This window comes from Flavobacterium suzhouense (assembly GCF_042684765.1).
GTDB lineage: Bacteria > Bacteroidota > Bacteroidia > Flavobacteriales > Flavobacteriaceae > Flavobacterium > Flavobacterium suzhouense.
This window is the reverse complement of sequence record NZ_JBHUMD010000005.1, coordinates 57,206-83,576: the sequence shown is the minus strand read 5'-3', so window position 1 is coordinate 83,576 and position 26,371 is coordinate 57,206. Positions and strand designations below refer to the sequence as shown.

Sequence of the window (26,371 nt, the reverse complement as noted above, 5' to 3'; positions counted from 1 at the left end):
TAAAGTTTAAAGTTGTTCTGAAAGTTTTTTACTGATAACTATATATATGATGACCACCACTGTTTATGCGTGCTCTTGTAATTGTTGTACCATCTGCTCGGAAAGTAACATAATACCAAAACCAGAATCCATATAAGGTATACAATGCTTAATGAGAAGCCAAAGTTTTCTTCGGGCCTGAAAGCGAAACTCATTTTTAGTTTAAAGTTGTCTTCAAAAGAATAGCCTTCTGCAAAGAAAAGGGCAGTGCAAAGTATGTGTATAATATATATGTGTATCAGATAGTAAAAGAACGGTACGCGTCCAAAAATATTAAAGATGGCTGTAAAGCGACTTTGAATATTTTCTATTAGAGCCAGAACTATCAGCGCGGGTCCTAATGTCATGCAGGTATATAGGAGAGATGGCGGGTATTTTGTAACATTCAGAAAGGATAACAAAGTATAAGTGCTGTTGCGTTGCGTTTCCCACGGAGCGGGATCACCATAATCGTTCAATAATCGCAATCCTATGAATAAAACTATCAACAGACTCCCGGTTGTAATAAGAGATTTTCTTCGTGTTTCCGGCCTGACTTCACTATTAAACCATTTTCCTATTCCGTAGCCTAAAAGCATAATTCCTGTCCATGGTAATATGGCGTATGCAGTCATAATACGTATACTTCCTACTGCATAAGGTTCAAATTCGGTAATCAGGAAAAAATTAGCGGCTACATCAAGATTGTCGTTGGTTATTATTACGTAATCCATAATGTTATGGAGTAGAGTGAGTGCTATCCCGATGATGACAATCATCCAATACCTGAAGAAAATCAGTCCTGAAAAAATAACCATACTGCTCCCTATGGCCCATATAACCTGAAGGAAGAAAAAGTCAAAAGAAATATTAAAGCTCCATCCAAAGCCTACAAGGGTAAATTCGGCAAACATGAGCCATAGTCCTCTTGTAAATAAAAACCATGAAAGCTCCTTTTTTGTTTTGCGAAGGCTTTGCAGGTAAATTGATGTTCCGGAAAGTAAAACAAAGGTTGGTGCGCAAAAATGAGTGATCCATCTCGTAAAAAAGAGTGCTGGGGTAGTGGTTTCCATGTCGGTTGGGCTGCCATTCATCCCGTTGATGTGAAAGTAATCACGAACGTGGTCTAAAGCCATGATAGCCATAATGATGCCTCGTAACACATCTATCGACTGAATCCTCTTTTTTATAATGTCCATTTATTGGTTGGTTTTGGTAGTGTAAATATAGATTTTATTCACTTTAAATGAGTTGTTAAGACAAAAAGTCATGTAAAGCGACATTTTGTCTGTAAAAATAACATTGGAATAAAAGTTGACTATTACTAAGCAAATATTTGATATAAAACATTTTAAAAATAATATTATGAATATAGTAAAACGTAACGGTGCTCACGGATTTCCTGTAATGGATCAATTTTTTAGAGATATTTTAGGTGGTACTCAGGTAGCTCATGCATTGGTTCCTCCTGTAAATGTAAAAGAGAGCGAGAAAGCTTTTAATCTTGAACTGGTTGCTCCGGGCTTTAAAAAAGAAAACTTCAATATTGAGATTGATAACGATATGCTGACGATTTCTTCTGGAGCTAAAGCGGAATCAATTGAAAAAGAAGAAGGAAAATTTACAAGGAGAGAATTTCGTACCGCTTCATTTAAAAGGTCATTCAAACTGCCTGAAAATGTAAAAGCCGAAGAAATAAATGCTTCTTATACGGATGGTATACTACAGGTTAGTCTGCCCAAAAAAGAAGAAGCCCTGCCGCAGGCAAAAAGATCGATAGAGATTTCATAAATAATGATTGGATTTGGTTAGTTAGTTGATAAAAGCGCCCACTCAAGGGGCGCTTTTGTTTTTAGCCCCCCTCTCTTTTGGAGAGGGGGGTTGGGGGTGAGGTCTTTTAAAATTCTTAAATTCTGTTATCTTTGCCAAATGCAGCTTTCCGTAGTCATACTTAATTATAATGTCCACTATTTTCTGGAACAATGCGTGCTGAGTGTTCGGCAGGCTATTAGGGATGTTGATGCGGAAATAATTGTAGTGGATAATAATTCTGCCGACGATAGCTGCGCTATGATGAAGTCGCGTTTTCCCGGGGTAACGCTTATCGAAAATAAAGACAATGCCGGATTTCCTAAGGGAAATAACATAGGTGTTGCGGCTGCTAAAGGAGAATATGTGTGTATTCTTAATCCTGATACCGTAGTTGCTGAAGATACTTTTATAAAAGCGCTGGAGTTTATCAGGGCGCAAAAAGATTTTGGTATCTGTGGTGTAAAACTGGTAGATGGTACCGGTACTTTTCTGCCGGAGAGTAAACGAGGGGTTCCTACCCCCTGGGTGGCCTTTACTAAAATAGGTGGTTTTTATAAGCTGCTTCCTAAAAAAGAAATATTCAACCGCTATTATGCGCAGCATCTAAACGAAAACCAGAGTGGGAAAGTAGATATTCTTGTTGGTGCGTTTATGATTATGAAACGTGAACTCTATCTTGAAGTAGGGGGGTTTGATGAGGATTGTTTTATGTATAGCGACGATATCGATTTATCGTATACTGTGCTTAAGAAACAGCTTCGTAATTACTATTTTGCTGAAACTTCGGTAATTCATTATAAAGGGGAGAGTACGGTAAAAGATGGTACTTACATGAAACGTTTTCGTGAAGCGATGCAGTTTTTTTATAAAAAACATTTCAGGCGTTCGCCCATGTTTGATGTGATGATGCGTGTTGGTGCTTTCTTTTTTGCTGTGGTTAAGAAGAATAAAACGGCTCCTGCAAGGATACCTGAATATTATGTTTTAATTTCGAATAACGAAAAGCTTCGTTTGTCTTTAGAACAGAAACTTGGTAAAAAAGTGGACAGGGTAGAATCGTTACAAGGAGCACTGCTCAAAAGCAAAAAAGCAGAGATTGTGTTCGATAATGCGACTGTTAGCTTTAAAGATGCGATAGCTTTTATGCAGCAGCATAAAAATGATGGTTATACTTTCAAGATAAAACCTGCGGAATCTTCATTTATTATTGGTAGTAATAGCAGTAATGACAGAGGAGAAGTGATTTTGTTAGAGAATTTGTGATAAAAAGAAAAAAATATATAGTAAGTGAATAATTATTTTAAAAAAAGCAATGGCTTGTTTTTTTTATTAAATTCGCAAACTGAAATAGTAATTTTACCTTTAGGTTATCGATATGGCAAAATTTGAACTAAAATTACCCAAAATGGGTGAGAGCGTTGCTGAGGCAACTATAACAAACTGGTTAAAAAATGTTGGCGACCACATCGCGGCTGATGAAGCTGTTCTTGAAATCGCAACAGATAAAGTTGACTCAGAAGTGCCGTCTGAAGTGTCAGGAACACTTACTGAAATACTTTTTAACGTAAACGACGTGGTTCAGGTAGGCCAGACGATTGCCTATATTGAAACTGAAGGTGGGGTAGTTGTAGATGCTCCTAAAGAGGAAACTACAGTTGCTAATGTTCAGGTTATTGAAAAATCGGTTGAAGCTGCGGCTAATGCAGTTGCTGCTCCGGTGGATTTTTCAGGTTCTGATAAGTTCTACTCACCGTTGGTAAAAAACATTGCAAAAGAAGAAGGTATTTCTCTTGCTGAGCTTGAGGCTATAAACGGCTCAGGTAAAGAAGGCAGGGTTACTAAAAATGATATACTGGATTACGTTAAAAATCGCGGAAGCCAGCCTGCGTCAGTTGCGGCTCCTGCAGCGCCACAGACAATCCAGCAACCGGCAACCAACAACCAACAACCAGTAGCTGCCAAAGCTGCTCCGGTATCGGTTAATGGTGGTGACGAGATTGTAGAAATGGACCGTATGCGTAAGCTTATTTCAGGTTACATGGTACAGTCGGTACAAACATCGGCTCACGTACAATCGTTCATCGAAGTTGATGTAACGAACATTGTAAAATGGAGAGATAAGGTTAAAAATGCATTTGAGAAGAGAGAGGGCGAAAAGCTTACTTTTACTCCAATATTCATGGAAGCTGTAGCTAAAGCGCTTAAAGACTTCCCTGGGATGAATATCTCTGTTGATGGTGAATTCATCATCAAAAAGAAAAATATCAATCTTGGTATGGCAGCAGCTTTACCAAACGGTAACCTGATTGTTCCGGTAATTAAAAATGCAGACCAGCTTAACCTTGTAGGTATGGCTAAGGCTGTAAACGATCTTGGTAACCGCGCTAAAGCAGGTAAACTTAAGCCGGACGATACTCAGGGTGGTACATATACTGTAACTAACGTAGGTACATTTGGTAGTGTGTTCGGTACGCCGATCATTAACCAGCCACAGGTAGGTATCCTTGCTCTTGGAGCTATCCGTAAAGTACCTGCGGTTATCGAAACTCCGGATGGTGACTTTATCGGTATACGTCAGAAAATGTTCCTTTCACATAGCTACGACCACCGTGTGGTAGATGGTGCTCTTGGAGGATCATTCGTTAAGCGTGTTGCTGAATACCTTGAAGCATTTGATGTGAACAGGGATTACTAAGAAATAAATTTTTTATATACTGAAACGCCTCCGATCGGAGGCGTTTTTTATTTGTCTTCTTTTTTGCTTTCTTCCTTATAATGCTTTGCTGCACCTTCAATTCTTCTTTTTATTCTTGCCTGAAGGTTTCTAGGAGCCAATACTTTTACACATTCGCCAAAGCCCAATATCTCTTTTTCAAGTTCAAAGTTCAATATTACATCAATACGGATGATAATACCATCCTGATTGTCGCTCAGTACCTGCTGCGAATGGTGAAGCGGTTTTGTTATAACATAAGGAGCATTCATTTTGTCGAATTGTAATATCACCCTGTGCGCTCGGTCTCTGTGTGATTTCGTAACGCCTATCAGATCGTCAAAATAACGTTCAAAATTTACTCCTGTATATTCAACATAAGGCTCTTTTATTAATGGTTGAAACTCGATAATCCTGTCCAGTGCTAATGTCATGAGATAAGGGTTCTTCTTTTTCATGGCAACAACAAACCAACGATTACGATGCTCTTTAAGGAGGTAGGGGTAATAAATTTCTTTTGAAGGCTTTAAGGCTTTAAAAGACTGGTATTCTAAAAATAAAGCCGTCTTGTTTAAAATTGCCTGGTATAAAGGATTGATATGTTCAATACCCCTAAGCTTTTTATTGTCGTCAAACTGTATGTAGTTGGCAGTCTTCTTCGCTGATTTGTTTACGTTATTTTCCAGTTTGGCAATAAGCTCACTCATCTCGTCAAAGTAGTTGAAACCGTTAAGCTGCTTCAGTACGCTTACCACTTCTTTCATTTTCTCCATATCGGCATCATTTATGGGAGACTTTGTAATGCTATATGCAGGATCTTCGTAGCTGTAGAATTTTTTATCGGTGACTACAATAGGAGCGTTATAGCCAAGGCTGTCACTACGCATCACCTGAATGTCGGCCTGAATGGTGCGCTTGCTAACGCCGCTGGTTATTCCTTCATATTCATATAAGGCATCGGATACCTTTTCTATGATGTCATCCAGTGTCCATTTCCTGAAACGGTTTTTCAGGCATTCGTCTATGGTTTTATAGCGCAGCAGCGCAAGCTTGTTTGTAGCCATTTTGTTGATTTTGACGATTTTTAGCAAAAAATGCTTTTCAAAAATAAGTAAAATTGGTTTTACTGCGCAATGTATCTGCGTAGTAAAAGTTTTATCGATTTGTTTTGAAATTATTTTTGAAGTTAAGTTTTTGATTTACAGTGTTGTTTAAAAATATTTTCAAAATTTTTATTACTGCGCAATTTCACTGCGCACATGCACGCGCATCTTTGCAATGTCAGGATGAGACAACAATTACTCTCCTCACAAACAATAAGATAATAACCTAAAAAGATTCGTATTATGAAATTCAATTTTTTAAACAGGCAAAAAAACGTAACAGTAAATCATGAAGGTGCTAAAGCGTACAAGATGACACCGGAACTTGAATTATATTCTGCTGTGGTTACCACTGGATTGAATGATTCATTTTACGAGTCGGGTAATGAAAGGCTTGAAAGAATTAAAAATCTTATGGCCAAATGTGATACTGAATTTATTGCCAGACTTGCAGTGTATGCAAGGACAGAAATGTATTTGCGATCTGTGCCGATGGTGCTTTTGGTAGAATTAGCAAAACAAACATCAGGTACTGATATTGTGAGCAGGACTGTTAGCAATGTTATTCAGCGTGCCGATGAGATAACCGAATTGCTTTCATACTATCAGATTGCAAACAAACGTACTGAAACTAAAAAACTTAACAGATTGTCTAAACAGGTGCAGAAAGGTCTTGTGATATCCTTCAATAAGTTTGATGAGTACCAGTTTGCCAAATATAACCGTGCGACAGATGTAAAATTAAGGGACGCCTTGTTTTTGGTTCACCCAAAAGCAAAAGATGAATCTCAGCAGGAGATATTCAATAAAATTGCTGCCGATACATTGGCAACACCCTATACATGGGAAACAGAATTGTCTGAATTAGGTAAAACAAAATTTACCAATGCACAAGAGAAAAAAAGAGCTGTAGCCGCCAAATGGGGTGAGTTGATAGAGAGCAGGAAGGTAGGCTACATGGCGTTGATGAGGAACTTAAGGAATATTATTGAAGCTGAAGTTTCGGCAAAGCATATACGAATGGTATGTGAGTACATAGCCAATGAAAAAGCGGTTATGACTTCAAAACAATTGCCTTTCCGATTCCTTTCGGCATACAGGGAGATAAAAGATATTAAATCCGGTTACACTTCGGCAGTATTAAATGCGCTTGAGGATGCCGTGATGCATAGTGCCAAAAACATAAAAGGTTTCGGTTACACTACTTCGGTAGTAATCGCAGCAGACGTTTCGGGTTCGATGCAGCAACCGGTATCGGCTAAAAGCAAAGTGCAGTTGTATGATATAGGTCTTATGCTTGCCATGCTTATGCAGTCACAATGTAAAAATGTAACGACCGGTATGTTTGGTGACCGATGGAAAATAATCAATATGCCGCAACGAAATGTGCTTGCCAATGTTATGGAATTCTACCGTAGGGAAGGCGAGGTAGGTTATGCTACCAATGGCTACCTTGTGATAGAGGACTTAATACAGAGAAGGCATAAAGCGGATAAGGTAATGTTGTTTACCGATGTGCAGATGTATGATACCAAAGGAGTGTTTAACTCTTTTGAAAACTCATGGAACCGTTATAAAACCATAGCGCCAAATGCTAAATTGTATTTGTTTGACCTTGCGGGACATGGTGCTCAACCGCTTGATGTACGCCGAAATGATGTATACCTTATAGCGGGCTGGAGCGACAAGATATTTGATGTGCTTTTTTCTATGGAAGATGCAGGCAATGCATTGACTAAGATAAACAGTATAATGTTGTAAGTATACATTATAATTATTGCCTGTTAGCAAAGGTTTACGATTATGATGATGTGAGTGCTATTGAAGGGGGTGCAGTATCCGACGATAGAGAATGCTATAATCTGCTTGCAGGTTCGAATCCTGCCGTCTGAAAAGATTGAGGGTCCTGAATGGTAACGGCTACGGATATATAGCGCCTTTAATAGACTCACTTTCTTTGAAATAAATATAACAGGTGCCGTAGAGAAGGGTTACTTCGCACTTTTAATGCCCGGGTCGCGGGTTCGAGTCCCGCCATATCCAACGCTGTTTACAGATTGGGTATGTAGCTCAGTTGGTTAGAGCAGGATCTGTCCCTTTTCGTTTTTTGCCCTGTATTTTTAAACAATGGGTGTAGTGCTCCCGTAAACATGCGGATGCGGGAGCTTATTAAAAATATTAAAAAGCAAGGATAGGTGTCGTAGATAAGGAGTTCTTCGTTTCAGGTAGCGTAGTCGCCGGTTCGAGTCCGGCTGTTTCGAAAGAAGCATGGTGTAATTGGTAACACACGTTAGTAAGGCCTTTTCGAATTATTACCCTGTCTGAGTTATTGCAGAAATCTCCCGTAACCGCTGGATGTTACGGGAGAGTGCAAAAGAGAAAGTAAGTGTCGTATAAGAGAGTTACTTCGTTGGGTCGTGGGTTCGATTCCCACCACTGGGTAGGGTTTAGCCGGTGTAGCTCAGTTGGTAGAGCAAACATCTTTCTTACTGTCTTAAAATTGTAGCCTTACGTTATGGAAGTTCTCCCGTTAGCAAGCTGCGGCGGGAGTTTATAAAATATACAGGATGCCGTAGGTGCGGAATACTTCGTCTCAACTCAGGGGAGGAATAGCGCAGTCGTTTATTGCGGCAAGGCTATCCGGTTCGACTCCGGCAATGACGGGCCCCGATAAAAAAATACCTGCACCACTTTTGCTCCTGAAAATATAAAAATATTGAGATGCCGTTAATAAGTGTTACTCCGTTTGGTTGGCAAAATCGGGTTCGAATCCCGAAGTAAAAATCACTTGTTAGTTATAGCTCTTAATAAAAAAAGAGTGCCGTTGCCAGGGTGTTACTTCGACCTAAAAGAACTTTTTACACCCGGCAGTTATTGCCTCTTTTAAATTTTTAATTACAAAAGATTACGATAAAACAAACTAATTTTAAATTTCAAACCATACTGATTATGGAAACTATAGTGAACGGAACCGATTTATTGAATATTGGTTATAAACAAACAGAAGTATTAGGACAAGCGTTGAAGCTTGCTAATTCAAAATACAATGATCAGCCGAAGGAAGAGGTGCTGGCGCTTTTTAAAAAAGTAAAAGACTATCCTGAAAATTTCCTTGATGATGAGGTGCTGGAGCCATTGGCTTCTGCCATGATAGAAGAGGCTAATGCGCCTGTAGTTGAAACAATTCCTTTAAAGGAAACTGCTGAAGTTTACACTGTTTATGGGGAGTCTCATATTGAGCAGGGCGCTAAGGATCAGATGGATGTTGCTATGCGACTTCCTGTAACTGTTGCCGGAGCTTTAATGCCGGATGCGCATCAGGGTTACGGACTACCGATAGGAGGTGTTCTTGCAACAAAAAATGCGATTATACCTTATGGTGTAGGAGTGGATATTGGTTGTAGAATGGCGTTGTCGGTTTATGATATCCCTGAAGAACATTTTCTTTTAAATGAAGCCAAGTATAAAAGGGAACTTGTTGCACATACCAAATTTGGCGCTGGTCACGGATATCATGGGCAGTATAAAGCAGGTCATGAGGTGCTGGATAGAAACGAATTCAATATAGCGCCTTTCATTAAGAAACTTCATGATAAAGCCTGGTCGCAATTAGGAACATCAGGTGGTGGTAACCACTTTGTGGAATTCGGTATTATTGAGTTCGATAAAAGGGATGAGGTGCTGGGGATTGATAAAGGCCGTTATGTGGCATTGCTTACGCATTCAGGTTCAAGAGGATTTGGAGCTACCATAGCAGGGCATTATACAAAACTGGCAAAAGATATAACCAAACTTCCTAAAGAGGCTGCTAACCTTGCTTATTTGGATCTTAACTCTCAGGCAGGACAGGAATACTGGATTGCAATGAACCTTGCAGGTGATTATGCTTCGGCGTGCCATCAGGTGATTCATGATAAGATGAAAAAGGCTCTGGGTGCTGAGGTTTTAGCTAAAGTTGAGAACCATCATAATTTTGCCTGGAAAGAAATCCTGAACGGAGAAGAAGTGATAGTGCATAGAAAAGGCGCTACACCGGCTGGTAAAGGTGTTATGGGTATTATTCCGGGGAGTATGACGGCTCCTGGATTCCTTGTGAGGGGTAAAGGAGAGACTGAGGCGATTAACTCGGCGTCACACGGTGCCGGAAGGCAGATGAGCCGTACACAGGCGATAAAGAATATCACCAAAGCCGATATGAGGCAGATGCTGAAAGATCACGGCGTATCACTTATTGGTGCCGGAAGGGATGAAGCCCCAATGGCTTATAAGGATATCGAGGCTGTTATGGCTTCACAAACCGACCTTGTTGATGTTGTTGCTAAATTTACCCCTAAACTGGTACGTATGGCTGATGACGGAAGCAGAGAAGATTAGGATTTAATTTGAAACGGCCTCGCATTGCGAGGCTGTTTTCTTGTGTATATAGGTGTTTTACTTCTTAATAATCTTTTGTGTGAATGTTTCTTTACCTGATACCAGCTTTATGATATACGTACCGGTTTGAAGATCTGAAATTGAAATTGAAGAATTGATGTTATTGTATTCTTTCATAAGCCTTCCTGAAAGATCGTATATTGTTGCTCTATCTATTGTTGTGCCGTCAGTAGTTTGAAAATGCAAAACGTCTGAAGCTGGATTAGGATAAACTAAAGCATTGCTTTTAGGGAAACTCTTGGTGCCTAATGAACAATCTGCTGTAAATGAATAGGTAGTGTATAAATGTGTAATGTCCCAGTCAGAGTAAGGAAAAGCATTATTTTGAGCAGCTTCAGGGTTGTCAACTTCAATGCAAACATGATTGCTGGGTTCCGGTCCTCCCCAAATGTTTTCAAATTCGTTTATTATGATTTTCATATTAGGATTGTTGTTTCCGTTCTTGAGATTTATGTAATGTACCCCTCCACTAGCGCGTAAATCACTAATATTAGGATTTTGGCTAAGATCTATGTCCTGTATACTGTTCATGGGACCTACATCACCGGGGCCATTCGAAAAATAAAGGGACTCCAGGAGGGTGTTATGAGAAACGTCTATAGTCATAAGCATATTATAAGCACCGCAATCCAGATGTTTTAAATTCACCAACGTGCTAATATTGAGGTTTTCAATCATAGTGTAGTCTATGTCAAGGTTTTCAAGATTTGTAAAAGCCTCGATACCTGTTAGATCGGTAATGTAGTCTAAATCATTAAGGTTTTCATAAGTAATAGAAAGACTTGTTACAGCCAAGGCATCAGTTATTAGAATTTGTCCATTAACTATGTTGTCAGAATCAATTTCCTTATCGATAAGCAATTGTTCAAAAATTGGGTCAGGTATACTGACTGTTTGGGCCGAAAGGCTAAGCGTTCCTGTAGCAAGCAGGGATGTGAGTAATAACTTTTTCATAAGCAATTAATTTTTTAGTTATGATAAATGTAAGAAAAATTTTCAGTTTATGAAAATAAGATTCTTTGTATCCGGCATTTTGAACTTCATTATATTTGTAATAACCATACTTTAAATATAGATGAAAATCTTTTACTTCTTATCCCTGCCTGTAGTGTTTTGTTCTGTGATGCTTTCACAGAAAAATATCTCTTTCCGCGAAAGCGAAAAAGCAATTGTTCAGGATACGGTAAAAGAGTGGGCTGAGGTGAATTTTGAAACTCAGGGGATTCAGAATCGTATGGCGTATGCAGATACGGCTAACTTTATGCATAAGAAGATTTATCCGTGTGCGCGTTGTTTTTTACGCCCTGAAGTGGCTGAGGCTTTAGAGGAGGCAAATCAGAGGGCAAAAGATAAAGGGTATACTTTGGTTATATACGACTGTTATCGTCCGTATGGCTATCAAAAAGTAATGTATGATATTGTAAACGATCCGCGTTATGTTGCTCCACCGGGAAAAGGATCGAATCACAACCGTGGGCGTGCTATTGATCTTTCTCTTGCTGATGAAAGTGGTAATCTGCTGGATATGGGAACGCCATTTGATGATTTTACAGAGCTGTCTCATTATGATGCTGACGGCTTAAGTAAGGAGGCAAGGCATAACAGGAAGTTGTTGCGTACTATTATGAAAAAGGCAGGTTTTACGCCTTATAACAATGAGTGGTGGCATTTTGACTATAAAAAACAAAACTACGAAACGTCAGACTTTAGATGGGATTGCAATTAATTAAGGATTATTTGCGGTCTATTTATTGCTAAAAATTTCGGTAGTAAGGCATCTACTCTTATCTTTGTTCTTCAAGACAAATTTTATTTATGGAACTAAAGCTGCATAAGCCTATATGTTTTTTTGATTTAGAAACTACCGGTACGGATATTACTAAAGACCGTATTGTTGAGATTTCTGTGTTGAAGGTATATCCTAATGGTAATAAAGAAAGCCGTACATGGCTTGTTAATCCTGAAAGACCAATACCGCCTGCAACAACTGCTTTTCACGGGATAACCGATGATAAGGTAGCTAATGAGCCTACATTTAAGGAACTGGCAAATACAATACACAATATGATGAAAGATTCAGACCTTGGAGGATATAATTCTGACAGGTTTGATATTCCATTGTTGGCGGAAGAACTGCTTCGTGCCGGTGTGGACTTTGACATGAAAAACAGAGTGTCGGTAGATGTTCAGACGATTTTTCATAAAAAAGAAGAGCGTACGCTTAGTGCTGCTTATAAATTCTATTGTGGCAAAACACTTGACAATGCTCATACGGCAGAAGCAGATACCAATGCTACCTATGAAATATTAAAATCGCAATTGGAGCGTTATGATGATCTGGAGAATGATATGAGGGCACTTTCTGAATATACTACTCGTAAAAAAGTGGTTGACTTTGCAGGTTTTATTGTTCTGGATGCTGATGGTGAAGAGATATTTACTTTTGGTAAGCATAAAGGGGCTAAGGTAGAAAAAGTGCTTGAGCAGGAGCCGGGCTATTTTGGATGGATTCAGAATGCTGATTTTCCGCTATATACCAAAAAGGTGTTAACAGCAATAAAACTCAGAAAATTAAATAATAAATTGGCTTAATAATTTTCCCGGAATAACGATGAAGATAATTTGCATAGGCAGGAATTATGTGAAACACATAGAGGAGCTGCAAAATGAAAGGCCTGATGAACCTGTTATTTTCTTAAAACCTGATACAGCGGTGGTGCAAAAGCAGTTTCCGTTTGTAATTCCTGAGTTTACCAATGATGTGCATCATGAGGTTGAGGTACTGGTGAAAATAAATAAGGTAGGTAAATATATAGATGCAAAATTTGCACATAAATATTATGACGAAATAGGTTTGGGTATAGATTTTACTGCTCGTGACCTGCAGGCTAAACTTAAAGAAAAAGGGCTGCCGTGGGAAAAGGCTAAGGCTTTTGACGGATCGGCGGTAATTGGAGAGTTTGTTTCAAAAACTGAGTTTGCTGCACTGGATAATATTAATTTTGAACTTACTAATAATGGTAATGTTGTTCAGAGTGGTAATACACAGCATATGTTGTGGAAAATAGATGAGATAATAGCTTATGTTTCGCAGTATTTTACATTAAGGACCGGTGATGTTATTTTTACAGGAACGCCTGAAGGTGTTGCTAAAGTTAGTCAGGATGACGTGCTGGAAGGTTTTATAGAAGGAAGAAAATTATTCAGGATACAGGTAAAATAATGGCGCTATATTATAATTTATCAAAAGTATACGCAATCTCAGATAACGATGTGGAGTTTGCAAAGCAAATAGTAACGCTTTTTCTTGAAGAAGTGCCTGTAGAGGTTGTAAATGTAAGGGAAGGACTTGAGGAAAAAGATTACAACAAGGTGTATCATGCGGCTCATAAGATTAAGCCTACGCTGGATCTTTTAGGGATGGATCTGGCTTACGAGGATGTTTTGGTAATAGAGAGTTGGAGTCGTTCGCGCGGTAAAAGAAAAGAAATTAAGGATACTGTAAAGAGCCTTAAAGATTATATAAGCAAAACGGTAAAAGAACTTAAAAAAGATTACGCCATTTACTAATGAAAGCAGCAGTTGTTACTATAGGTGATGAAATACTGATAGGCCAGATAGTGGATACTAATTCGGCGTATATAGCCAAAGCGCTTGATAAAATTGGTATTGCAGTTTTAGAAACAAGATCTATAAGCGATGAGAGGACACATATTCTTGAAACACTGGCATATTTCCAGAACAGGGTAGATGTTGTAATTGTTACCGGAGGTCTTGGCCCGACTAAGGATGATGTTACCAAAGAATCTTTTTGTGAGTACTTTGATGATCATCTTATTCGTAATGAGGAATTGGAAGCTCATGTTGTTGCGCTTATTGAAAAGGCCATGAAACGGCCTGCTTCTCAAATGAACAAGGATCAGGCGTTGGTTCCTTCGCATGCCAGGATATTGTATAATGAAGTAGGGACTGCTCCCGGAATGTGGATGGAGCGTGCAGATACTGTTTTTATATCGCTGCCGGGTGTTCCTTATGAAATGAAATATATTATAGATAATGCTGTTATACCTGCTTTAATTGAAAAGTATGAGCGACCGTATATTATTCATAAAACAATAATTACACATGGGCAGGGTGAAAGCCTTGTTGCAGAACGTATAGAGGAATGGGAGAATAATCTTCCTGAGTTTATAAAACTGGCTTATCTGCCTAATCCGGGAAGGGTAAGGCTGCGCATGAGTGCCAGGGGAACGGATGAAGCTCTTTTGCAAAATGCTATTGATGCCGAAGCTGAGAAGTTGAAAGTCCTGATTGGTGATATTATTGTAGGTTTTGATGAAGGGGAAACCATTGAGGTGGTTTTAGGAAAATTGCTAAAAGATAAAGGTAAAACACTGGCTGTTGCCGAGAGTTGTACCGGAGGTAAAATAGCGCAAATGATAACTTCGGTAGCCGGTTCATCAGCTTATTTTAAGGGAAGCGCAGTAACCTATGCGACTGAAGCAAAGGTAAATATATTAAAGGTTGAACAACAGCTTATAGATGTGTTTAGTGTTGTTAGTTCACAGGTAGCCGAGAATATGGCTTTAAAAGCTAAACAGCTTTTTGGTTCGGATTATGCGGTATCTACTACAGGTAATGCAGGTCCGCTAAAAGGTGATTCTGCGGTAGAAGTAGGGACTGTTTTTATAGGAATTGCGACTCCTAAAGGTGTTTATAGTGAGAGATTAGACCTTGGACAACCTCGTGAAAAGGTGATTGAAAGGGCGTCAAACAAAGCTTTGGAAAAGATTTATCATGAAATTTTAAAAAACTAATTGATTATGTTTGTGTAATCATTTTATTTTTCTTTTCTTTGCACCCTGAATTTGAATAACGATATAAAAGCGAGAAATAATGTCAAGAGTTTGTGCCCTTACCGGTAAAAAAGCGATGGTTGGAAACAATGTTTCCCACGCAATGAACAAAACTAAAAGGAAGTTTAGTGTAAACTTAGTGAAGAAACGTTTCTATCTTCCTGAGGAAGATAAGTGGATCACACTTAGAGTAGCCGCTTCTACTATCAAGACAATTAACAAAAATGGTATTGCTGCAGTTTTGAAAGAAGCTAAAGCTAACGGGTTTATTAAATAATCCTTACCTAATAAATATATAGCAAGATGGCAAAGAAAGGTAATAGAATCCAGGTGATTTTAGAGTGTACTGAGCACAAAGCTTCTGGCGTTGCTGGAACTTCTAGGTACATTACTACTAAGAACAAAAAGAATACACCAGACAGGTTAGAGATTAAAAAATTCAATCCTATCCTTAAACGTGTGACTGTACATAAAGAAATTAAATAATTTATAAGTCATGGCAAAGAAAACCGTAGCAACTTTACAAACAGCTTCTAAGAGGTTAACTAAAGCTATCAAGATGGTAAAATCTCCAAAAACAGGAGCTTATACTTTCGTTGAGAGCGTTATGGCTCCTGAAGAAGTAGATGCATTTCTTAAGAAGAAATAATATCGTACACAATATATAGAAAAGCTACTTTCATCTAAGAAAGTAGCTTTTTTATTTTCTATATTTACCACGGAAAAACAAAAAACTACAACTGCTTATATGAACTTCTTTAAAAAAATATTTTCTTCTGAAAAGAAAGAAACATTAGATAAAGGACTTGAACAAACCAAAACTTCTTTCTTTTCAAAATTATCTAAAGCTGTTGCCGGTAAAGCAAAAGTAGATGATGAGGTGCTTGATAATCTTGAAGAGGTGCTTGTTTCTTCTGATGTTGGTGTTAATACAACACTTAAGATTATTGAGCGAATTGAAGAACGTGTTGCCAGGGATAAGTATCTGGGGACTGATGAACTTAATAAGATATTAAGAGAAGAGATTGCTTCATTATTGAGCGAAACCAATAGTGGTGAGGCTTCTGAATTTGAAATTCCTGCCAATAAAAAACCTTATGTTATTATGGTGGTTGGAGTTAATGGTGTTGGAAAAACTACAACTATAGGTAAACTAGCATATCAGTTTAAGAAAGCAGGATATAAAGTTGTATTAGGTGCTGCTGACACTTTTAGAGCTGCAGCCATCGATCAGTTACAGGTTTGGGCTGACAGGGTAGGTGTGCCTATTGTCAGACAGCAAATGGGTAGCGATCCTGCGTCGGTTGCTTTTGATACTTTACAAAGTGCTGTAAGCCAGGATGCCGATGTGGTTATTATTGATACTGCCGGACGTCTTCATAACAAAGTGAATTTGATGAATGAGCTTACGAAAGTAAAAAGAGTTATGCAAAAGGTTGTGGAAGATGCTCCACACGATGTATTGCTTGTTTTGGATGGCTCTACAGGACAGAATGCTTTTGAGCAGGCAAAACAGTTTACAGCAGCTACAGAGGTAAGTTGCCTGGCTGTGACTAAACTTGATGGTACTGCTAAAGGGGGAGTAGTAATAGGAATTTCAGATCAGTTCCAGATTCCTGTAAAATATATTGGTGTTGGAGAGGGTATCGAAGATCTTCAGGTATTTAATAAATATGAATTTGTAGATTCGTTCTTTAAATAAAATCACTATACATAATACAAAAAAAGTAACGCAATGCGTTACTTTTTTTGTTAGGAATAATACTATATTTGAAGTTTGTTAACCAACCTAAGTCCTATTTGTTTTTTTATGAGAAAAATTAGCTTACTGTTTTCGTTCTTTTTTACTCTGTGCGCGTTTGCCCAGGATGACTATAAAGGATATTACATAACTGAATCCGGAGAAAAAGTTAATGGCTTTTTTGAATTTTATGATTTTTTCAAAACAGAAAAATTAAAATTTAAAAAGTCAGGAAGTGGAGAATTTTCGCCGCTACCGAAAGATGTTGTAGAATACGGCATTGATGAGGGAAAGCAAAAGTTTGAGAAGCATATTGTTGAAACCGATATGTTGGGTGATAAAACTTACAGTAAAGATCCTCAGTTGTCATCACAGTCACTGTTTCTAAATGTTCTGGTTAAGGGAAAAGCATCGCTTTACTCTTATACTAAAGATTATAATACGTTTTTTTTCTTAAGTAATACTTCTATTAAGCAAGGTGCTGTAGAGCAGCTTATTAATAGAAAATATTTACTTCCGGAAGGTAAAACTGTTGATTCTCCAACATACAGAAGACAATTGTACAATTTGGTAAAGTGTGAGGGGCAGCAAGTTTCTGATTTTATTGCTATAACCTATGATAAAGATGCAATTGTTGGTGTTGTAAAGAAATATAATGAATGTTCCGGATCTAAGTCTGAAATATTTAGCCTTAATAGCAGAAAAGAATTTGCCTATAGTTTCTTTGCCGGAGTGCATTATGCTAATATGGGTATTTCGTATTATACCCCGGCAGTTGCAGACGAGTCTTCGCTGACTTTTTCTGCAGGAGCAGAAGCAGCTTATATTTTCCCTAATGAATCATGGGAGCTATACGCGAGAGGTGAATTTGAGCCATTAAATTATGAATTGGTTGATTCCAAAGATCAGGGGTATAATGTTTTGGAAAGTACTTTTAAAATGAGTGGGTATGCTTTTAACTTCTCATTTGGACCGCGTTATAAACATATCTTATCCAACAGAAGTAATATTTTTATGGAATGTGGTTTTGGGGTTTATCAACCAATAGGAGGTGAATTAGAATGGTATACTACGTTATATCCGCTTAATGATGGAATACCATATAGGGGAGATAATGGTAAATACAATTTGGCGACCAGTTTTGCTCTTAATTTTGGAGTAGGATATACTTTTAATAAGAATTATAGTGTCGCTGTAAAATACATTACAAACAGAGATTATATGGAGGACGTAGATGGTAGTTTTAATACAAAAGTCGGAAGATTGGGACTAGTATTTAGTTACAGGTTATGATAAAAATAAATGCGGTGATCAATTGATCACCGCATTTATTTTTCCCCATAGTTCGTTGTCAAAACCCGATAGCGCCCAGTTTTCTTCATCGGCGGCATCGCCCATTCGGATCACAACCATTTTTCTGGAGGGTATTACATATATCTTCTGGTCATTTTTCCCGAGTGCCATATACATATCGTTAGCGCCATTAGGTACCAGTGATCCATTGAATTGCAATTGCGATTGAGGTAAATGGTAACTTTCCTCACCATTTATCCACCATAGGTAACCGTATGATTTATTAATTTGCTGTGAAGTAGTTGTTGCAGCATTAAGATATTGTGAGTTTATTATCTGAGTGCCGTTCCAGTTGCCATTATTTAAAGCTAAAAGCCCAAAGCGAGCCATGCTTCGTGTTGTGCTCCAATATACGCTCAGGTCTTCACCACTATTGATCCATGATCCGGACATTCCAATCTTATCCCTTAACCTGTTATTAAAATAGTCACTCCAGGTTTGTCCGCTAGCCGCAGCTATTACATCCTGTAATTTTACATATACATTGTCGTAAGCCCATCGTGATCCTCCATCGGCAAGATACTGCAAATCTTCAGGGGCAACGCTGTCACCGCCTTCGTCGTTCAGTCCTGAAGTCATAGTGAGAAGGTGTTTGCAGGTAATAAGGTTTTCCTTATCCAAAGGTGCACTTGTCCATCCTGTTCCTATATAATCAGATACTTTGTTGTTGATGTTTAATAAACCTTCTTCCTGTGCTATGCCGGTTAAAGTAGAGGTAAGCGTTTTTCCGGCGCTTGCCCAATACCAGGGAGTAGTTGCAGTGTGCCCGTTAAAATACTCTTCCATAACAATACGTCCGTTTACAAGGATAATAAACGAGCGTGAATGTTTTATCTGAAGATAATCTAAAAGTGGTTGTATGGCGGCTTCGTTCCAATTGAGGGATGCAGGTGTTTTTGTTTCCCATGCGGTAGCATCGTTGGGAGGGAAGTACATTGTCTCATTGTCCGGATTTTCCGGTGTAGGGCTGTCATCAGACGAACTACATGATGTAAAAAGTAAAAGTCCTGATATTAGTAATAAAATGTTTTTCATGATGTTATAATTGGAGTTTAAATGTAATAAATACTTTCGCATGATATTATAAAAATAGACCATGTTTATTGCCTAAATTTGCTTCAAATAATCATTACTACTTATGAAAAAGTCTATTGTGTTCTTATTTGTGTCTTTTATAGCATTATCGTGTGGTCATACCGTTTCTGATGCTGATTTAGCTAAGCTAAACGGATACTGGGAAATTGAAGAGGCTATTATGGCAGACGGAGAAGCTAAAGAATACAAAGTGAATCCTACGATTGATTATTTTGAACTGAAGGGTAAGGAAGGTTTTCGTAAAAAAGTAATGCCGCAATTTGACGGTACATATCGTGTAAACGATTTGTCTGAGAAAATTGCGATAGTAAATGAAAATGGTAAAACTTATATTAGTTATACCACAGAGTATGCAAAATGGAAAGAAGAGCTTTTAGAGCTTGACGAAGAACATCTGGTAGTAAAAAACCAGCACAATATAGAATACCATTATAAGAAACCGCAACCTTTTTCAGTAAAATAATGGCAAAACGATTTAATGAAGAACAATCGGTAGGAGATGTGCTAAAACAGTTTATGCAGGAGAATAAGCTTCAGACCGGAATGGATAAGATAGATGTGCGGGACGCCTGGAAAAACCTTATGGGTAATGGTGTAAACAATTATACCCGCGACATTATGCTGAAGGGGACAACTCTTTATGTTGAACTTACATCGGCTGTATTAAGAGAGGAACTTAGCTATGGCAAAGCCAAAATTGTTAAGATGATAAACGAAGAACTGAAACGCGAAGTTGTAAAAGATGTAGTGTTACGATAACAAAAATGCCGCTGTAAAGCGGCATTTTTTATATAAAACTATTTGGTTCTAAATTAGAACTGCTCTCTTACAGCAAAGTGGAAAGTGCTCTCGATAGCAGCGTTCTCGTCGCTGTCAGATCCGTGAACTGCGTTCTCACCAATTGAAGTAGCATATTTTTTACGGATAGTACCTTCTGCAGCGTCAGCAGGGTTAGTAGCTCCGATAAGAGTTCTGAATTCCTCAACTGCGTTTTCTTTTTCAAGGATAGCAGCTACGATAGGACCTCTTGACATGAATTCTACAAGCTCGCCATAAAATGGTCTTGCGCTGTGAACAGCGTAAAATGCCTGAGCGTCAGCTACAGTAAGTTGAGTAAGTTTTAGCGATACGATTTTGAAACCTGCATCAGCTATCATTCCTAAAATACCACCGATATGCCCTTTTTCTACTGCATCCGGCTTGATCATTGTGAAAGTCCTGTTTGTTGCCATTGTAATTTTTAAATTTTTGCAAAAGTAGTGGTTTTTAGCCAATAACTATAACTTTTTGGGTTTCTTTATGGGATTTTTTGAAGTATTGAAAACTGCCAATATAATAACAAGATCATCTATAATTTCATAAATAATCAAATATGGAAAAACAGATAATTTGAGTTCTCTGTATTTATGGTCTTTTAAAGGGAATAGATAAGGATCGTCAAAAAGATATCTAAGGTTGTTTTTTAGATCGGCGTAAAATCTGATTCCTAAATTGAATTGTTTTTCTTCGTAATAATCTATGCTTTGATTAATCTGTTTTTGTGCAGTAAGGGAAATAATTACTTTAAATCCCATATTTTTTCTTTATTTCAGCATCAAATTCTTCGAATGTTTTTGCGGACTCAGGTTTTTTTAGGTATTCAGCTTTACTCTCCATAACAATAGATAATTGTTCGTCAGTTAGTAAAACCTCTTCATTACCTGATAATATGGCGTTTATCCTGTCGAGTATTTCAGGATTCTCCACCTTGTCAATGGCATTTTTTATCCTGTTTTTTTCTTCTGTAAGATTCATGGCGTGTATGATTTACAGTAAATTTAATAAAAATTATAGCACGATGATGTTAAACTCATGCTCTAAAGGTTTCAGATTGTCAAACAGTTCCGTTAAAAGTTTACCGTCAAATTCAAGATAGAATTCCGAGAAATTGGCTTTACGCTCCTGCAGGCTCTGGTTAGGGAAAAGCTCATTCTGTATTTGGGCAATACGTTCCAGTTGCTCGGCATGATTGCGTTTTTCGGCTTTTAGCAAACGTTTTTCGAGATTGTCCAGTCCTTTAAGTTGTTTTAATTCCTGTGCTTTTACGGCTCCTGTAAACGAAGCATCTGTTTTAGTAGCTATTGTATTCAGGTTTTCAAACTGCTCTCTCAGGAATTCTTTCTGTGCCGAAAAATCAAGTTTAAACTCAGAGAACGACTGAACCCTCTTATTGATAAGCTGCTGTTGTTTTGAGAAAACATCAGCCCAGGTCAAATATAATTTATCTAGCTTATCGGCTTGTTTTTTAGTTGCTACAAGTACTGAGTTGCGCAAAAGTAATATCGGGAAAGTAACATTAGCTGAGTTAAAATATGATTTCAATTCCAGCCAATAGGCAATCTCGCCACCCCCGCCTATGTAACATAGGTTTGGTAATATCACTTCCTCATATAGCGGACGCATGATAACATTCGGACTGAATTTTTCAGGATTGGATTCCAGCAGTGCCAAAATCTCAGTTTCAGAGAATTTCAGTTCAGTATTATTGATGTGATAGATGCCGTCCTGAAGAAGGATGCGCTCCCTGATGTTGTCTTCTATGTAAAACAGGTTTATTTCCCTAGGGTTGACCTGTATGCTATAATTTTTAAGAAGATGGGCTGTTTCTGCTACTTTTTGATGTGAAGTCTGTTTTAGTAGCTCTTCTTTAACGTGAGGGGCAAAAAGCCTCTTAAGTTCGCTGTCGTCACCATCAATTATGACAAGACCTTCGCTTGCGAATAGCTCATTAGCTAAATAACGAGTGGCATCAGCAAGGTTAGAGTGTTTCAGGTAAGCATTTTCAAAAAGCTCTTTTAGCCAATTTGCATTTTGTCCGATCCCCAGTTCTTTTTCGAAGACATCAAGAACAGCCGTAAGCCCTTCCGTAGATAGTCTTCCAACCGGGCCGGTGCTTTCTCTGGTCCATTTTATCTTCTTATCCCTGAAGTTAAAGTAATTGATCTCTTCAAAATCGTGGTCTTCGGTCGCCATCCAGTAAACCGGAACGAAGTTTTTGTCAGGATAAGCTTCTTTCAGTTGCCTGCTAAGGTTGATTGCCGAAACAATCTTGTACAGGAAGTATAACGGGCCTGTAAATAAATTTAGCTGGTGGCCGGTAGTTACTGTAAAGGTATCGTTGCCGGCCAGCAGTTTTATATTTTGTTGGGTATAAGCCGAAGTGCTGGTTTCTTTATACTGCCTGTTTAAAGCGTTTACAAGCGTTTCGCGAAATGCAGTGGAGTAAGTTGCCTGCTTTTCTTCTATCTGAAGTTTAAAATTCTCAAGATTAGGGAAGCGGTTGTATAAAGGCTTCAGTGTATCTTTCTGGTTAAGGTAATCGTTTATGATTGGAGTGAAATATCCTGAACTCTGGAAGCTGATACAGTCTGATGGCATTTTAGTATAAATTTTCCCGTAAAATTACGCAAAAAACAATTTCAATATCATTTTTAATGACATATCAAATACGTCATAATTTACGAATTAACGGCTTCTTCCCAAACGTCTTTGAGGCTAAGGAAGCTGTTGTAAGCAAATTCGGCGTTAGGGTATTCAATAAGAACCTCGTTTTCTACGTCGATAAGTTCATGGATTCTTTTCTCAGGATTATAAACGTACTCCTTTTTGCTTTCAAGCTGGATCTTAATAAAGTTCGGCTGAAGTTTAATGTTTGTAAAGCCTTCAGCATTTACGGTTATACTTTTTACCTTGCTGAGTTCTACCAGCGTGCCGTTCAGGTTAATTATTTTTTTCATATTCAGTGGGGGTTTGAGCCGGCAAATATACTGAAAATTTCACCTGATATTTAACAATCAATTGATTATAAAATAATATGATAAAATGAGGTTATGCGTATGATGAATATTGTTTATCGGATTAATGAAAAATGACCTTTATATTCTTTTCCTTCTCTTTTTACCACAAACCAATAGTCTGTTGCTGGCAAAGGTTTGTTGTCAAGAGTACCATCCCAGCCTGATTCATTGTTTTTAAAGGCTTTGATGACTTTTCCATATCGGTCAAAGATTATAACGGTTAAGTCATTTTCAAAAAATGATTTATCTATTTTCCAATAGTCATTCACTCCATCATTATTAGGTGTGAAGAATTTAGGATAATTTAAAAGCAAAACTTCGCTTGTATCATATCCGCAGCCATTAACATCCCTTGCATGAACAGTATATATTCCCGGTGTAAGGTTGTTGAAATGATTATCGTACTGATAATGGATGCCATCGATGGAAAATTCATTGTTATTTCCAGAAGAAGCTATTATAGTTATAGAATTATCGTCATCTGTCCAATCGGAAGTAAGTATTTCGGTTATATGTGTTTCAGGTAGAGCAATAACTGTAAAATTAAACGTTGCTTTACATTTAATTGTTCCATGATCGTAATCGGCAGTTACGGCATAATTTCCCGGCTGATTTATTGTGAAAGTACTTCTTGTGGAACCATTTGACCAATTAAAATTACTAAATCCGTGATTTGGACTTATTGTAAGATTATTGCCTTGGCAAATGTAATATTCAGATTCTGAAAGTATAAAAGGTGTTTGTTGAGCAAGCTCTAATTTTAAAGAAACAATTTTAGAACATCCTCCGGGAGATTCTATTCTTGCAAAAATGGTTGTAATGCCGGTACTTATCGGTAAAGCTATAGGGGTGTCAACTCTGTCTATAGTTAGTTTATTTTCGGCACCATTCTCAGAGTAGTAATAACTAAAATCATATCCTATGGTATTAGTTGACAGATAAGAATTATAATCACTAAGATTTACTATTTCTCGGCCATCATTGTTGGCGTCACAAAAAATAGTTTCGTAGTTCTGTGCGGGTATATTGGCGTTGTCAATTGTGACACTGACAATGCAACGTGTAAGGCTTTCACACCCATCAATAGTTTGTGAAGCATAATATGTGGTATTATCAGCTAATGTTGTGTTTACAGACAATAAATCTCCTTCCGTAGCTGTATTATACCATTTTATATTTGTACCCGCTACGATAAGGTTGCTGATAACGGGAGAGTCTCCTGCACAAAAAATCTGTGTAGGGAAAGCAGTTGGTGCAGGTGGGGTATTTATGGTAACGGCAATAGGAACTCTATCGCTTTCACATCCGTTAAGTGTTTGCGTAGCGTAATAGGTTTGATTTTGTAAAGCTGTTATATTATCTAATGGTGTTGTCGATGTTATACTGTCATAGATTTTGACATCTGTTCCGGTTGAAGCTAAATTAGATACAGTCGCATTGCTGTTGATACAGAAAGCTTGTGAAGCTGCTGCCGTAGGTGGCGATGTTGTGATCAATGAAACTGTAATCGCTGTTCTCTGGCTCTCACATCCGTGGGTAGTTTGCGATGCATAATATTGTCCATTTGTCAACGGTGCATTGCTCTCAAGATAATTAGTATTTGTATTATCTGTGTACCATTTTATTTCGGTTCCTGTTGCAGATAAATTAGCAACGGTAGGATTTGTTACTGAACAAAATTGTTGGTTAGCGGCTATTGGTGCTGCCGGGGCTGCACTTATATATGCTGTTACAGCAAGTCTGTCAGGGATGCCACAATTAGTTATTCTTGCGGCATAGTAAACTTGGCCGTCGATTATTGGTGTTGAGGCTTCTAAAGGTATGACAGATGTAGCGTTTTCATACCAGCTAATATTTTGAGTGTTTGGTTTTAAATCTGATATTTTCGGATTTTTGTCGGAGCAAAAATACTGATCGATTTCTCCATTAGGTGCTGTCAGAACGCAATCTGTTAAAACAAAGATATATGCATCATATTCTACATACCAATCGTCCTGTTCAAGAAAATATTCTTCAGGTCCAGGTTGAATATCAGTGTTGGATCCATAAGTCCCTGCAAAATATAACTTGTCTTGCTTCGATTTTGTTTGATAAATGTAAAAATCTCCAATATTCCCAAAAGTATATCCCGTCACAAAATCATAATTTTCATCAAATCGTATAATTACAGATCTTTCAAATGAATAAGGTGTATTAACAAAAAATTCATTATTACTTGGATCAATATCATAAGGTCCTTCCTGTTCCATTGTAGCATTAAGAAAACAATTATAATTTTCATCAATATTAATACTTCGTGTTAAAAAGCCTTCATATTGGAATAGGTATGGGATAACATGTATGAATTCTCCTTCTGAAGAAAGCCATAAAATGTATTGATTGTCATAATTTTCTCCAGGTATAAGCATATGTATTCCTGTAGATGGATCTACGTCGATATCAACATTTGTAAAATTGCTTGATATTACTATTTCTCCATTTGGTGCTATAGCCAAATCATTTAATTCCTGGTTTAAGAATGATTTTTCCCAAATTGTAACCCCATCATCACCGTCAATCTTATACAGTTTTTGTAAAGGAATGTACCCTGTTTGGGTCTGATTCTGCACCAAAGTACGCAAACCATAGATTAAATCATCACCTGATTGTACAGCGACTTTTGAAACAATTGCCGTCTGCAATGTATTATCATTTGGAATAACTTTGTTCCATACAATCTCACCATTATTATTTAATTTTAGTATATAAGCACCTCCCCCAGTATTATTAATGTTAAATTGTGGGTTTTGTGGATCTAGTATAACCGGGTTTAAATAATTTCCATTTATATATATATTTCCAGAAATATCGATGTCAAAATTAACGCCTAAGAAATGTCCCTGATTGTTTTGATGGTTTTTTATGATTTTTGTAAGGATTAAGTTTCCGTTTGAATCAAATTTATTTATAAAAGTGGCTGTCTGGCTAAAGTTTTCATATATATTTATTGAACTCATTGTGTAAATATAACCATCGGGACCTATTTTCATTGTAATTGGGTTACTATATTGAAATGCATCAGGATATAATCCTTTACCCCATAAAAAATTACCATTACTATCCAATTTTACTAAAAATTCATCCCTATAGATTTCTCCGTTATGAGTTAGATTAAAAATTCCGGAGCCAGGATCGAGATCAGTAATTTGGCTAGACGTAATTCCGGAGAGGTATATATTTCCTTGGTCATCCACATCTACAGCACGTGCAGATTGATGTTCTTGTCCGTTGATTACTTTAGCCCATTCTACTTGTTGAGCTTTTCCAGAAATTATATTAAAAAGAAGAATAAGAAATAATGACTTTAAAGCCGTTTTCATTATGAAAAGAAATTTTTGGTAAACTTACAAAAAGTAAATATTTATTTGTAC

The 26,371-nt window shown here is 37.6% G+C and carries 27 protein-coding genes; 17 read left to right on the top strand and 10 right to left on the bottom strand.

Annotation, left to right across the window (positions count from 1 at the left end; genetic code table 11):
• Positions 1 to 38: 38 nt before the first annotated feature.
• The gene (locus tag ACFSR3_RS03185; RefSeq protein ID WP_379819689.1) at positions 39 to 1,217 is read right to left on the bottom strand and encodes a DUF1624 domain-containing protein; all 1,179 of its coding nucleotides are present in this window, start codon (positions 1,215 to 1,217) and stop codon (positions 39 to 41) included.
• 166 nt (positions 1,218 to 1,383) lie between these two features.
• Between ACFSR3_RS03185 and ACFSR3_RS03180 the strand changes: the two genes are divergently transcribed.
• From ACFSR3_RS03180 to ACFSR3_RS03170, 3 genes are all read left to right on the top strand, one after another.
• Entirely contained in the window at positions 1,384 to 1,809 is a 426-nt protein-coding gene (locus tag ACFSR3_RS03180) for an Hsp20/alpha crystallin family protein (RefSeq protein WP_379819688.1), read from the top strand.
• 138 nt (positions 1,810 to 1,947) lie between these two features.
• Positions 1,948 to 3,093, top strand: a complete 1,146-nt coding sequence (locus ACFSR3_RS03175) for a glycosyltransferase family 2 protein (protein WP_379819687.1) — start codon at positions 1,948 to 1,950, stop codon at positions 3,091 to 3,093.
• A gap of 112 nt (positions 3,094 to 3,205) precedes the next feature.
• Positions 3,206 to 4,525 (top strand): dihydrolipoamide acetyltransferase family protein, encoded by a 1,320-nt coding sequence (locus tag ACFSR3_RS03170; protein ID WP_379819686.1) that lies wholly within the window; start codon positions 3,206 to 3,208, stop codon positions 4,523 to 4,525.
• 47 nt (positions 4,526 to 4,572) lie between these two features.
• On the opposite strand, the gene ACFSR3_RS03165 is transcribed toward ACFSR3_RS03170, so the two are convergent.
• Positions 4,573 to 5,607 carry a helix-turn-helix transcriptional regulator gene (locus ACFSR3_RS03165; protein ID WP_379819685.1) on the bottom strand — a complete coding sequence of 345 codons (1,035 nt, stop codon included), beginning with the start codon at positions 5,605 to 5,607 and terminating at the stop codon, positions 4,573 to 4,575.
• Between the two features lie 282 nt (positions 5,608 to 5,889).
• Between ACFSR3_RS03165 and ACFSR3_RS03160 the strand changes: the two genes are divergently transcribed.
• Complete coding sequence (locus tag ACFSR3_RS03160; RefSeq protein WP_379819684.1) at positions 5,890 to 7,407, top strand: TROVE domain-containing protein; 1,518 nt, start codon at positions 5,890 to 5,892, stop codon at positions 7,405 to 7,407.
• Between the two features lie 1,188 nt (positions 7,408 to 8,595).
• Positions 8,596 to 10,020, top strand: a complete 1,425-nt coding sequence (locus ACFSR3_RS03155; protein ID WP_379819683.1) for an RtcB family protein — start codon at positions 8,596 to 8,598, stop codon at positions 10,018 to 10,020.
• Positions 10,021 to 10,077: 57 nt separating this feature from the next.
• Here ACFSR3_RS03155 and ACFSR3_RS03150 read toward each other — a convergent pair whose 3' ends face one another.
• Positions 10,078 to 11,034, bottom strand: coding sequence for a T9SS type A sorting domain-containing protein (locus tag ACFSR3_RS03150; protein WP_379819682.1), 957 nt, complete (start codon positions 11,032 to 11,034; stop codon positions 10,078 to 10,080).
• Between the two features lie 121 nt (positions 11,035 to 11,155).
• Here ACFSR3_RS03150 and ddpX point away from each other — a divergent pair, with 121 nt between their 5' ends.
• From ddpX to ACFSR3_RS03100, 10 genes are all read left to right on the top strand, one after another.
• Entirely contained in the window at positions 11,156 to 11,806 is a 651-nt protein-coding gene (gene ddpX, locus ACFSR3_RS03145) for a D-alanyl-D-alanine dipeptidase (protein WP_379819681.1), read from the top strand.
• Positions 11,807 to 11,895: 89 nt separating this feature from the next.
• Positions 11,896 to 12,672 carry a 3'-5' exonuclease gene (locus ACFSR3_RS03140; protein ID WP_114757816.1) on the top strand — a complete coding sequence of 259 codons (777 nt, stop codon included), beginning with the start codon at positions 11,896 to 11,898 and terminating at the stop codon, positions 12,670 to 12,672.
• Positions 12,673 to 12,691: 19 nt separating this feature from the next.
• Positions 12,692 to 13,303: a fumarylacetoacetate hydrolase family protein gene (locus ACFSR3_RS03135; protein WP_379819680.1), complete on the top strand. Its 612-nt coding sequence runs from the start codon at positions 12,692 to 12,694 to the stop codon at positions 13,301 to 13,303.
• Positions 13,303 to 13,650: an Hpt domain-containing protein gene (locus ACFSR3_RS03130; protein ID WP_379819679.1), complete on the top strand. Its 348-nt coding sequence runs from the start codon at positions 13,303 to 13,305 to the stop codon at positions 13,648 to 13,650. Before ACFSR3_RS03135 ends, ACFSR3_RS03130 begins: the two co-directional genes overlap by 1 nt.
• Positions 13,650 to 14,897 (top strand): CinA family nicotinamide mononucleotide deamidase-related protein, encoded by a 1,248-nt coding sequence (locus tag ACFSR3_RS03125; RefSeq protein ID WP_379819678.1) that lies wholly within the window; start codon positions 13,650 to 13,652, stop codon positions 14,895 to 14,897. Before ACFSR3_RS03130 ends, ACFSR3_RS03125 begins: the two co-directional genes overlap by 1 nt.
• Before the next feature lie 79 nt (positions 14,898 to 14,976).
• Positions 14,977 to 15,213 (top strand): 50S ribosomal protein L28, encoded by a 237-nt coding sequence (gene rpmB / locus ACFSR3_RS03120; RefSeq protein ID WP_114757812.1) that lies wholly within the window; start codon positions 14,977 to 14,979, stop codon positions 15,211 to 15,213.
• Between the two features lie 26 nt (positions 15,214 to 15,239).
• The gene (gene rpmG / locus ACFSR3_RS03115; protein WP_035640032.1) at positions 15,240 to 15,422 is read left to right on the top strand and encodes a 50S ribosomal protein L33; all 183 of its coding nucleotides are present in this window, start codon (positions 15,240 to 15,242) and stop codon (positions 15,420 to 15,422) included.
• Between the two features lie 10 nt (positions 15,423 to 15,432).
• Positions 15,433 to 15,585, top strand: a complete 153-nt coding sequence (locus tag ACFSR3_RS03110; protein WP_114757811.1) for a DUF4295 domain-containing protein — start codon at positions 15,433 to 15,435, stop codon at positions 15,583 to 15,585.
• Between the two features lie 99 nt (positions 15,586 to 15,684).
• Positions 15,685 to 16,638 (top strand): signal recognition particle-docking protein FtsY, encoded by a 954-nt coding sequence (gene ftsY / locus ACFSR3_RS03105; RefSeq protein WP_379819677.1) that lies wholly within the window; start codon positions 15,685 to 15,687, stop codon positions 16,636 to 16,638.
• A gap of 108 nt (positions 16,639 to 16,746) precedes the next feature.
• A complete protein-coding gene (locus ACFSR3_RS03100; RefSeq protein WP_379819676.1) occupies positions 16,747 to 17,970 on the top strand; it encodes a hypothetical protein in 1,224 nt (407 codons plus the stop codon).
• Between the two features lie 18 nt (positions 17,971 to 17,988).
• Here the strand turns inward: ACFSR3_RS03100 and ACFSR3_RS03095 are convergent, their stop codons facing one another.
• Positions 17,989 to 19,065 (bottom strand): serine hydrolase domain-containing protein, encoded by a 1,077-nt coding sequence (locus ACFSR3_RS03095; RefSeq protein WP_379819675.1) that lies wholly within the window; start codon positions 19,063 to 19,065, stop codon positions 17,989 to 17,991.
• Positions 19,066 to 19,168: 103 nt separating this feature from the next.
• Between ACFSR3_RS03095 and ACFSR3_RS03090 the strand changes: the two genes are divergently transcribed.
• Both ACFSR3_RS03090 and ACFSR3_RS03085 read left to right on the top strand, forming a co-directional pair.
• Positions 19,169 to 19,588, top strand: coding sequence for a hypothetical protein (locus ACFSR3_RS03090; RefSeq protein WP_379819674.1), 420 nt, complete (start codon positions 19,169 to 19,171; stop codon positions 19,586 to 19,588).
• Positions 19,588 to 19,884, top strand: a complete 297-nt coding sequence (locus ACFSR3_RS03085; RefSeq protein ID WP_114757806.1) for a DUF721 domain-containing protein — start codon at positions 19,588 to 19,590, stop codon at positions 19,882 to 19,884. Before ACFSR3_RS03090 ends, ACFSR3_RS03085 begins: the two co-directional genes overlap by 1 nt.
• Before the next feature lie 53 nt (positions 19,885 to 19,937).
• Here the strand turns inward: ACFSR3_RS03085 and ACFSR3_RS03080 are convergent, their stop codons facing one another.
• The 6 genes from ACFSR3_RS03080 to ACFSR3_RS03055 all read right to left on the bottom strand — a co-directional run bounded on the left by ACFSR3_RS03080 (position 19,938) and on the right by ACFSR3_RS03055 (position 26,320).
• Entirely contained in the window at positions 19,938 to 20,357 is a 420-nt protein-coding gene (locus ACFSR3_RS03080; RefSeq protein WP_379819673.1) for a nucleoside-diphosphate kinase, read from the bottom strand.
• Between the two features lie 45 nt (positions 20,358 to 20,402).
• A complete protein-coding gene (locus ACFSR3_RS03075; protein ID WP_379819671.1) occupies positions 20,403 to 20,699 on the bottom strand; it encodes a type II toxin-antitoxin system RelE/ParE family toxin in 297 nt (98 codons plus the stop codon).
• Complete coding sequence (locus ACFSR3_RS03070) at positions 20,689 to 20,919, bottom strand: hypothetical protein (protein WP_379819670.1); 231 nt, start codon at positions 20,917 to 20,919, stop codon at positions 20,689 to 20,691. The genes ACFSR3_RS03075 and ACFSR3_RS03070 overlap by 11 nt, the downstream gene beginning before the upstream one ends.
• 33 nt (positions 20,920 to 20,952) lie before the next feature.
• Positions 20,953 to 22,542 carry a bacillithiol biosynthesis cysteine-adding enzyme BshC gene (gene bshC / locus ACFSR3_RS03065; protein WP_379819669.1) on the bottom strand — a complete coding sequence of 530 codons (1,590 nt, stop codon included), beginning with the start codon at positions 22,540 to 22,542 and terminating at the stop codon, positions 20,953 to 20,955.
• An 80-nt stretch (positions 22,543 to 22,622) separates the two neighbouring features.
• Entirely contained in the window at positions 22,623 to 22,901 is a 279-nt protein-coding gene (locus ACFSR3_RS03060; protein ID WP_379819668.1) for a hypothetical protein, read from the bottom strand.
• A 113-nt stretch (positions 22,902 to 23,014) separates the two neighbouring features.
• Positions 23,015 to 26,320, bottom strand: coding sequence for a T9SS type B sorting domain-containing protein (locus ACFSR3_RS03055; protein WP_379819667.1), 3,306 nt, complete (start codon positions 26,318 to 26,320; stop codon positions 23,015 to 23,017).
• Positions 26,321 to 26,371 lie beyond the last annotated feature (51 nt).

Bases quoted from the DNA above. Each gene is read 5' to 3' on its own strand.
- ACFSR3_RS03055 (WP_379819667.1), bottom strand. From the start codon at position 26,320: ATGAAAACGGCTTTAAAGTCATTATTTCTTATTCTTCTTTTTAATATA.
- ACFSR3_RS03170 (WP_379819686.1), top strand. From the start codon at position 3,206: ATGGCAAAATTTGAACTAAAATTACCCAAAATGGGTGAGAGCGTTGCT.
- ACFSR3_RS03110 (WP_114757811.1), top strand. From the start codon at position 15,433: ATGGCAAAGAAAACCGTAGCAACTTTACAAACAGCTTCTAAGAGGTTA.
- ACFSR3_RS03075 (WP_379819671.1), bottom strand. From the start codon at position 20,699: ATGGGATTTAAAGTAATTATTTCCCTTACTGCACAAAAACAGATTAAT.
- rpmG (WP_035640032.1), top strand. From the start codon at position 15,240: ATGGCAAAGAAAGGTAATAGAATCCAGGTGATTTTAGAGTGTACTGAG.
- bshC (WP_379819669.1), bottom strand. From the start codon at position 22,542: ATGCCATCAGACTGTATCAGCTTCCAGAGTTCAGGATATTTCACTCCA.
- ACFSR3_RS03125 (WP_379819678.1), top strand. From the start codon at position 13,650: ATGAAAGCAGCAGTTGTTACTATAGGTGATGAAATACTGATAGGCCAG.
- ACFSR3_RS03090 (WP_379819674.1), top strand. From the start codon at position 19,169: ATGAAAAAGTCTATTGTGTTCTTATTTGTGTCTTTTATAGCATTATCG.
- ACFSR3_RS03140 (WP_114757816.1), top strand. From the start codon at position 11,896: ATGGAACTAAAGCTGCATAAGCCTATATGTTTTTTTGATTTAGAAACT.
- ACFSR3_RS03095 (WP_379819675.1), bottom strand. From the start codon at position 19,065: ATGAAAAACATTTTATTACTAATATCAGGACTTTTACTTTTTACATCA.
- ACFSR3_RS03160 (WP_379819684.1), top strand. From the start codon at position 5,890: ATGAAATTCAATTTTTTAAACAGGCAAAAAAACGTAACAGTAAATCAT.
- ACFSR3_RS03060 (WP_379819668.1), bottom strand. From the start codon at position 22,901: ATGAAAAAAATAATTAACCTGAACGGCACGCTGGTAGAACTCAGCAAG.
- ACFSR3_RS03155 (WP_379819683.1), top strand. From the start codon at position 8,596: ATGGAAACTATAGTGAACGGAACCGATTTATTGAATATTGGTTATAAA.
- ACFSR3_RS03180 (WP_379819688.1), top strand. From the start codon at position 1,384: ATGAATATAGTAAAACGTAACGGTGCTCACGGATTTCCTGTAATGGAT.
- ACFSR3_RS03085 (WP_114757806.1), top strand. From the start codon at position 19,588: ATGGCAAAACGATTTAATGAAGAACAATCGGTAGGAGATGTGCTAAAA.
- ACFSR3_RS03130 (WP_379819679.1), top strand. From the start codon at position 13,303: ATGGCGCTATATTATAATTTATCAAAAGTATACGCAATCTCAGATAAC.
- ACFSR3_RS03135 (WP_379819680.1), top strand. From the start codon at position 12,692: ATGAAGATAATTTGCATAGGCAGGAATTATGTGAAACACATAGAGGAG.
- ftsY (WP_379819677.1), top strand. From the start codon at position 15,685: ATGAACTTCTTTAAAAAAATATTTTCTTCTGAAAAGAAAGAAACATTA.
- ACFSR3_RS03175 (WP_379819687.1), top strand. From the start codon at position 1,948: ATGCAGCTTTCCGTAGTCATACTTAATTATAATGTCCACTATTTTCTG.
- ACFSR3_RS03070 (WP_379819670.1), bottom strand. From the start codon at position 20,919: ATGAATCTTACAGAAGAAAAAAACAGGATAAAAAATGCCATTGACAAG.
- ddpX (WP_379819681.1), top strand. From the start codon at position 11,156: ATGAAAATCTTTTACTTCTTATCCCTGCCTGTAGTGTTTTGTTCTGTG.
- ACFSR3_RS03165 (WP_379819685.1), bottom strand. From the start codon at position 5,607: ATGGCTACAAACAAGCTTGCGCTGCTGCGCTATAAAACCATAGACGAA.
- ACFSR3_RS03100 (WP_379819676.1), top strand. From the start codon at position 16,747: ATGAGAAAAATTAGCTTACTGTTTTCGTTCTTTTTTACTCTGTGCGCG.
- ACFSR3_RS03185 (WP_379819689.1), bottom strand. From the start codon at position 1,217: ATGGACATTATAAAAAAGAGGATTCAGTCGATAGATGTGTTACGAGGC.
- ACFSR3_RS03150 (WP_379819682.1), bottom strand. From the start codon at position 11,034: ATGAAAAAGTTATTACTCACATCCCTGCTTGCTACAGGAACGCTTAGC.
- ACFSR3_RS03080 (WP_379819673.1), bottom strand. From the start codon at position 20,357: ATGGCAACAAACAGGACTTTCACAATGATCAAGCCGGATGCAGTAGAA.
- rpmB (WP_114757812.1), top strand. From the start codon at position 14,977: ATGTCAAGAGTTTGTGCCCTTACCGGTAAAAAAGCGATGGTTGGAAAC.